The organism is Dyella marensis (assembly GCF_900112865.1).
Lineage (GTDB): Bacteria > Pseudomonadota > Gammaproteobacteria > Xanthomonadales > Rhodanobacteraceae > Dyella_D > Dyella_D marensis_A.
Map to the genome: position 1 here is coordinate 73,721 of NZ_FONH01000020.1, position 7,716 is coordinate 81,436.

At 67.2% G+C, this 7,716-nt stretch carries 6 protein-coding genes; all 6 read left to right on the forward strand.

The genetic code is table 11. The features are described 5' to 3' along the window. Positions 1-279: 279 nt before the first annotated feature. The 6 genes from BM172_RS18885 to BM172_RS18910 all read left to right on the forward strand — a co-directional run bounded on the left by BM172_RS18885 (position 280) and on the right by BM172_RS18910 (position 7,360). The gene (locus BM172_RS18885; RefSeq protein ID WP_035323572.1) at positions 280-468 is read left to right on the forward strand and encodes a DUF6229 family protein; all 189 of its coding nucleotides are present in this window, start codon (positions 280-282) and stop codon (positions 466-468) included. A gap of 74 nt (positions 469-542) precedes the next feature. Continuing rightward, positions 543-3,413, forward strand: a complete 2,871-nt coding sequence (locus BM172_RS18890) for a type 2 lanthipeptide synthetase LanM family protein (RefSeq protein WP_051548814.1) — start codon at positions 543-545, stop codon at positions 3,411-3,413. A 17-nt stretch (positions 3,414-3,430) separates the two neighbouring features. After that, entirely contained in the window at positions 3,431-5,086 is a 1,656-nt protein-coding gene (locus tag BM172_RS18895; protein ID WP_051548816.1) for an ATP-binding cassette domain-containing protein, read from the forward strand. Positions 5,087-5,348: 262 nt separating this feature from the next. Further along, the gene (locus BM172_RS18900) at positions 5,349-5,939 is read left to right on the forward strand and encodes a porin family protein (RefSeq protein WP_026635731.1); all 591 of its coding nucleotides are present in this window, start codon (positions 5,349-5,351) and stop codon (positions 5,937-5,939) included. A gap of 74 nt (positions 5,940-6,013) precedes the next feature. Next, a complete protein-coding gene (locus BM172_RS18905; RefSeq protein WP_026635732.1) occupies positions 6,014-6,457 on the forward strand; it encodes a hypothetical protein in 444 nt (147 codons plus the stop codon). A gap of 60 nt (positions 6,458-6,517) precedes the next feature. Then, on the forward strand, positions 6,518-7,360 hold the full coding sequence (locus BM172_RS18910) for a class I SAM-dependent methyltransferase (protein ID WP_026635733.1): 843 nt from the start codon (positions 6,518-6,520) through the stop codon (positions 7,358-7,360). Positions 7,361-7,716 lie beyond the last annotated feature (356 nt).

The window sequence follows — 7,716 nt, forward strand, 5'->3', positions numbered from 1 at the left end:
CGTTTCAAGGACACGGCCATGACGGATGGCCACGGACGCATGCAGGGGGCATCGCGTAATGGAACAGGCAAGGACGGGGAGGCACGCCGCCATGGACGTCGTCTCCCGCCACGCAGTACCCGCATCCGCCTCGCTGCAACGCTGCACTTCGCCACGGCATGCATGTCCCGCTCGTGCGCGGTCCCGCTGATCGACATTCGTTTTCGCCGCAGCCGCGCTCACTGCGGCGGACGCCTACGCGTCATTTCGAGCGCACACTCAACGCAAGGAGTACGTCCCATGCAGATCGATCACATCGTGGAAGGCTGGCTGAAGGGCTCCGACAACGTGGACGGCTACGCCAATCCGGCGGGCTCGCTGTACACCGAAGGCCAGGTGGCGACCATCGCCGCCGTGACCAGCCCCGAAATCGCGCTGGATACCCGCTGCAGCGGCTGCACGGCTTCGCGCCCCGGCTACTGCTGTTGATGTGAATCGCCGCCGCCGTGGCCACGCCGCGGCGGCGGACGATCTTCTCCAATCTTTCTTGCCGGATGTCGAGCATGGGCGACGCGCCGTCGAACGATACGTTCCTGGGAATCATCGATTACCTGACCGCCGATGCCAGGCAGTCGCTCGCCGACAGCATCTGCACCTTGCCGGGACTCGGCGCCGGCGAAAGCGCGATCCTGGCGCGCGAAGCGCAACAGGCGCTGCGCGACAACGCCGAGCGCAAGCTCAATCGCATCCTGCTGCTGGAGCTGCACGCGGCCAAGCTGTCCGGCCAGCTCAGTGCAGCCGACGAGAGCGGCAAGTTCGCGCAGTTTCTCCAGCTGGCCACGCAGGACGCGTTCAAGGACACGCTGCGGCGCCGCTATCCGGTGCTGGAGGCGCGGCTGCAACGCGCGCTCGGCCAGCAGAGCAAGGCCATCGTGGATCTGGCCCGGCGCATCGTCGCCGACCGCGATGCGCTCGCTGCCTTGTTGAACCGTCCCGCCGGCGACCTGTGCGGCGCGAGCCTTGGCCGGGGCGACGTGCACGATGGCGGCCAGTCGGTCGCGCAATTGACATTCGAAGGCGGCAAGGTGATGTACAAGCCGCGTTCGCTGCGCGTCGACCAGGCGCTGGAAAGTTTCCTGCATGATCTCTTTCAGGGAGCGGCTGACCGCATCCGCGTGCCCGCCGCGCTCGACCGCGGCGCCTATGGCTGGACCGCCTTCGTCGAGCATCGCTACTGCGAAAACCAGGACGAACTGAAAACCTTCTACCGCAACATCGGCCACTGGCTCGCCGTGCTGCGCCTGCTCGGCGGCACCGACGTGCATCACGAAAACCTGATCGCCTGCGGCCCGGTGCCCTGCGTGGTCGACGTGGAAAGCCTGTTCGTGCCCGAGCCGCCGCCGCAGGCCTCCGAGCTGGGGCAGGCGGTAGACCTGGCCGACGCGATGATCCGCTCGTCCGTGTTGCGCACGGGCCTGGTGCCGTTCCGCGCACCGGCGCTGGGCATGGACGGCGTGGACATCTCGGCGATCGGCGCGCTGCCCGGGCAGCAGCCGAAGATCCGCGTGCCGGAGATCGTCAACCACGGCACCAGCGAGGCGCGCGTCGGCCTGGTCAGCATCGACCTCGACATGGCCAGGAACCATCCGTGCGAGAGCCCGGACATCTCGCGCTACTGGCCCGACATCGTCGCCGGCTTCCAGCAGCTCACCGGCCGTTTCGCCGCGCTGCATCGCGACGGCGCGCTGGCACCGAAGCTGTCCGTATTCCTGGGCTGCCGTATCCGGCAGATCCTGCGGCCGACGCAGATCTACGTCGAGGTGATGCGCATGCTGTGGCATCCGGCCTCGCTGCACGACGAGCCCGCCGCGATCGAACGTGCACGCGACCTGCTGGAAAAGAACTCGGCCGCCTCCCTGGTCGCGCCGAAGGAAGCCGCAGCGATCGCCGCCGAGATCGACGACATGCGCTACGGCGACGTGCCGGTGTTCGCCAACGAACTGGATCGGGTGCAGCTCGACGAAATCTTCCAGGCCTGGCAGGCGATGCGGCTGGACCTGGAAGAGCTGACCATCCGCGGCGCGCTGGTGACGGCGCATCTGAACACGCGCCTCAACGACGACAAGCGCGTGCCCTACGACCTGCGTCCGCGCGATCCCAGCGCGCAGGACCTGGATCGCCGCCGGCGCGCCATGGCGGCGTTGACCGTGCAGGAGCTGCTCGAATTGTCGGTGCGCGGCAACGACGGCACGGTCACCTGGATCAGCCCGATCCTCGGCCGCGCCGGCTGGGCCATGCGCAGCCTGCAGCCGAATCTCTATGTCGGGCTGAGCGGCGTGGCCGTCACGCTGGCCGCCTACCAGCGCGAGATGCGCGCGGGTCGCGCCGACGAAGTGGCCGGTGTGGCGGAGGCGCTGGACGGCGTGCTCAAGGTGTTGCGCAGCACGGAGCGGGTGCGCCCGGTCGAAGCCGTCGGCGGCTTTATCGGCGTGGGTTCGCAGATTCTCTCCTGGCTCACGCTGCATGCGTTCCGGCCACAGGCCGATTTCCTCGCCGTGGCGGCGCAGCGCGCCGAGGCGATGGAGCAGCGCGGGTTCGGCGAGGAGCGCAACTTCGACATCCTCGAAGGCGTGGCCGGCGCGATCGTGCCGCTGTTGCAGCTTGCCGATGCCACCGGCGAAGCGCGCTGGCTAGCGCTGGCGGCGCAGGCCGCGCAACGCCTCGAACAGGCCGCCATCGTCGATGCACGCGGCGCGCGCTGGCCCGCGGCGGTATACGACGAGCCGCTGGGCGGTTTCGCGCACGGCTCCAGCGGCATCGGCTGGGTGCTGACCCGGCTGGGCCTGAGCGCGGCCGGCAGCGCCGAGGATCGCCGGCGCTGGCTGGCGCTGGCCGAGCGCGCCTTCGATTTCGAGGAATCGCTGTACCTGCCGGAGTTCGGCAACTGGCTGGACGTGCGCAAGCCGGACAGCCGCGAGTTTCCCAACACCTGGTGCCACGGCAGCGTCGGCATCGGCCTGGCCGCCTGCGATCTCTATGCGCGCACCGGTGGCGAGCGCCACCTGGATACGCTGCGCCGCGCGGTGCATGCAGCGCGGCGTGGCGGTTGGGGCTACAGCCATACGCTGTGCCATGGCGACCTGAGCATGTGGGAGCTGCTGCTGCGTGCGAGCAAGCTGGTGCCGGAACTGTTGCCGCCGGAGGCGATGCCGGGCAGCGCGGTGATCCTGTCCAGCATCGAGGAGCATGGCATCGTCGGCGGCCTGGCCCGGGATGCGTTCACGCCCGGGCTGATGAGCGGCATTTCCGGCTCGATCCACCAGCTGCTGCGCATGCATCCGCAATGCGATATCCCCTCGCCGCTGCTGCTGGAATGCCGCCTGGGCGAATATGTGCGCAACCCGGCGTTCGAACGCGAACTGCTGAGTGCCTGAGCGGGGTGGCACCGGCCATGATCCTGCAGCGCTTCCTCCGCCAGCACTATCGCCCGCTCGCCGGCGCGGCGCTGCTGTCCTGTGCCAGCGCCGGCTGCACGGTGGCCTTGCTATCGCATATCAACCGGTTGGCATCGCAAGGCCTGCATGGCGGCATTGCGCATCCGCTGCTCGCGGGCATCGGCTGGCTGTTGGCGCTGTTGATGACCAATGCCTTGTCGCAGGTGTTGCTGGCGCAATTGGGTGGCGGCCTGGTGGCGCAGTTGCGCACCGAGTTGTCGCGCCGCTTCATCGACCTGGAATACGAGAAGCTGGCCGACCAGAAGCACACCGTGTTCGGTTCGCTGATCGACGATGTCGCCAACATCGCCCCGCTGGCCCTGGTGGCGCCGCTGCTGGCCTACAACCTGCTGTTGGCGGTGCTCTATGCCGGCTACCTCGCCACGGTGTCGCCGATGCTGCTGGGCATGCTCGGCGGGTTCCTGGCCGCAAGCCTCGCCGCCTCGCTGCTGCTGGCGCGGGTGATGCGCGGCAAGCTCGACGAACTGCGCCGCGCCAACGAAAAAGTGTTCGAGTACTTCCGCTTCATCAGCGACGGCAAGAAGGAGATGACGCTGAATGAGGCGCGCGCCACGCATTTCACCCACGCACTGATGAATCCGGCGATCCAGCGCGCGCGCAGCCTGATGGTGCGCGCGCACGCAGGGTTGGGGCTCAACGAGGCGTGGTCGATGACTGTGCTGTACGGCTCGATCTTCCTGATCGTCTACCTCGGTTATGCGGCGCTGGGACTGACCCAGGACACCATCATCCGCTTCGTCATCGGCGCGGTGTTCCTCGGTGGACCGGTGGGCTTCCTGGTCAGCGCGGGGCGGCAGGTGGCGGTGGGTGCGGCGAGCCTGCGGCATCTGGAGCGGGTGGGCTTGGATCCTGGCGGCGCCGTGGATGACGCGCCATCGCCTGCGCATGGTTCCCGTGCGCTGGACGATTGGCGCGAGATCCGCCTGGAAGGCGTGTGCTACCGCTATCCCGGCAGTACGGCGGCGCGGCCGACGGTCGGTCCCATCGACCTGGCGTTCGAACGCGGCGAGATGGTGTTCATCGTCGGCGGCAACGGCAGCGGCAAGTCGACCCTGCTGCTCCTGCTCAGCTCGCTGTTAACGCCCGAGCAGGGCTGCGTCAGCATCGATGGCATGGCGGTAAATAGCGATCTGCGTGCCTATCGCGATCGCTTCACCGGCGTGTTCGGCGATTTCTTCCTGTTCCCACACGTGCTGGATGCGGCCGGCCGGCCGCTGTCGGATGCGCGCATCGAGCAACTGCTCGACGTGCTCGACCTGGGCGAGCAGGTGCAGACGCACGACGGCGAGTTGTCCCGGCTGGCCCTGTCCACCGGCCAGCGCAAGCGGGTAGCCCTGCTGCAATGCTATGCGGAGGACCGCGACATCTTCTTCTTCGACGAGTGGGCCGCGGACCAGGACGTGCATTTCCGCGACTACTTCTATCGCAGCCTGCTGCCCGCGCTGAAGGCTGCCGGCAAGACGGTGATCGCGATCAGCCATGACGACCGCTACTTCCACCTGGCGGACCGGGTGATCGCGCTGGACCTGGGCCAGGTGGTGTCGGATACGCGGCCGGCGCCGGTGCCCCTGCGGTCCAGGACTGCGATCTAGCGCTCGCCACGGACCCCTGGCGGGGCCGGCCAGGCCTCCGCTCACTCGCGCCGTCCCGTGCCTGCTGCTAATGTCTGCGGCCGAACCAGGGCCGCCAGGCGCGCCCGGGGGAGCAGGGACGCGGTTCTGGCCAGCAGGAAGGCTTGCCCGATCAGATCGATCGGCCACAGGGGCTCATGCGTTTCCGTTCCCGCCGCAACCGCCGGCGGCACCGGTATGGGCGCCGACCGGGCGCAATCCAACTCACTAGGGACAGGTAATCATGCGTCACTTGCTTCTGACCGCGTCGCTGGGCGTCGCCCTGGCCGCCTCCTCGTTCGCCGCCCGTGCCGGCAATGCGGACCCCGACAGCTATTTCATCAATGCCGGCGCCGGCATCTCGCATTCCAACCTCGACGGCCTGACCGACAAGAACAGCTGGGGCTACGGCCTCAACTTCGGCTACCGCTGGCAGGACACCTGGGGCGTGGAAGCGGGCTACGTCGACCTGGGCAAGCCGGAAGCCAATGGCTACTACGCCGGCTATCCGTACGCCTTCAAGCTGCACGTCTCCGGCTTCACCCTGGGCGGCAACGGCCGCTGGCGCCTGAGCGACAACTGGCATGCCACTGCGCGGCTGGGCGTGTTCTTCTCCAAGTCCAAGGTGACCGCCAGCGGCGCCTATGAGGGCGAGGCGTCGGACAACGACACCAATGTCTACGTCGGCGGCGGCGTCAGCTACGACTTCAGCCCGACCTTCAGCATGGGCCTGAACATCGACCGCTACCAGGCGAAGGCCAAGCGTTTCATTACCGGGACCAACAGCCCGTATGTGGCGTCGGCGACGTTGGAGTGGCGGTTCGGCGTGCATTGATGCACGCGCGATAGGGGGCGGGGTTGCTTTGGTGCGATAGTGGCGCCGCCTTCTATCGTTGGAATGTTGCGGATATGTGGCCAGCGCTCGTTTTCATCGCCGTCGCCCTGGCTGTCTTCGCAGTCCAGCGCTCGGCGGCTCTGAACGATACTGATGACCTGCTTGAGACGTCGTTCGCGGCGCAACGCCCCGTCGTCCACGGCAAGGAAATGCCTGCGTCGAAGCTGCACGTGGTGCATCGGTGGCGTTCGCACGTGGTGCGTGGCAACCCGGGGGGCGTCATGGAAATCGATGCCAACTGGTTGTGCCGTACGGATGCCGGCTTATATGTAGTGGCGATCGCGGTAGGCGAAGGCGACTATCTCAACGCCAGTTTTTCCCGCCCGAAAGTCGAGATCCGCTGGCTCTGGCGGAGTATTTCCGAAGAACGGGCGAGGCAGTTGCTGGCGGCGACGCCGGATGCCTATCGCGAGGTGTTCGGCACCGCTCCCGGGGTGCCGGGTCGGCCGGCGGGCTGAGTCCGCGGCTGCGCCGGCAAGTCGGATATTCTTCCTGGCCTCGCCCAGGAGAAAAACGTCGTGCCGCATTATTCAGGTCCCTTGCTCACGCAACCGACGGCCGATGCTATCCAGGCCACACGCAAGGCCGGTGCGGAGGCGTGGAGCGGTTCGTTGGATCTGGGTCGCTCGAACGATGTGGCCTCCCTGGGCGCTGACGATTGGAGCTGGAAGGGTGTGCGTTATCCCTATCCCGGCAAGATCAAGGACCGCACCATCTATTACTGGGATGGCGACGAGTTCTCGCCGGTCTCGCGCTTCTCCGGCTCGCTGATCAAGCTGGTGCCGACCGAGTGGGGTGCGCCTACCTTCGAGATCGACGGCATCAAGATGCTGCCTACGTCGAAGGAATCGCCGGTGGACGATGCGCGCCGCAAGGTGGCGCTGGTCGAGCCGCGGGGGAAGATGGTGCTGGATACCTGCGGTGGGCTGGGTTACTTCGCCGCGTGCTGCCTGGAAGCCGGCGCGGGGCGGATCCAATCGTTCGAGAAGAACCCCGACGTGTTGTGGTTGCGCACGCTCAATCCGTGGTCGCCGGATCCGGAGTCGGCTGCGGCGGGTGGGCGGCTGCAGCTTCGGCATGGCGATGTCTCGCAGCTCATCGTCGAGGTGGCCGATGCTTCCGTGGATGCGGTGCTGCACGATCCGCCGCGCTTCGGTATTGCCGGTGAGCTGTATTCGCAGGTGTTCTACGACCAGTTGGCGCGGGTGATTCGCCGCGGTGGACGCATGTTTCATTACACCGGCAGCCCCAACAAGCTGACCAGCGATCGCGATGTGCCGCGGGAAGTGGCGCGGCGGTTGGAGAAGGCTGGTTTCAAGGCGGAGTTGGCGTTGGATGGGGTGTTAGCGGTGAGGCGCTGAGTAAGTGTTGCGTCATAGCTTCAGCCTTTACGAGGAACCCCTTCTCCCTCCGGCGAGCCGAAGGTAGTCCCCGTGGGAGAGCACGCGGGGAGCGCACATGGATGTGCGCGGCTCTGAGGAGCGAGGAAGGTGGCGGCAGCCGGATGAGGGTACGGGTGGAGCCGTGCATATCACCCTTGCGCTCCGTCCGTACCCTCACCCCCACCCCTCTCCCGGAGGGAGAGGGGATCACCTCATCGTTCCAAATTGGAACCCTTCTCCCTCCGGGAGAAGGTGGCGGCAGCCGGATGAGGGTGCGGGCGGAGCGGTGCACATCACTCTTGCGCTCCGCCCGTACCCTCACCCCAACCCCTCTC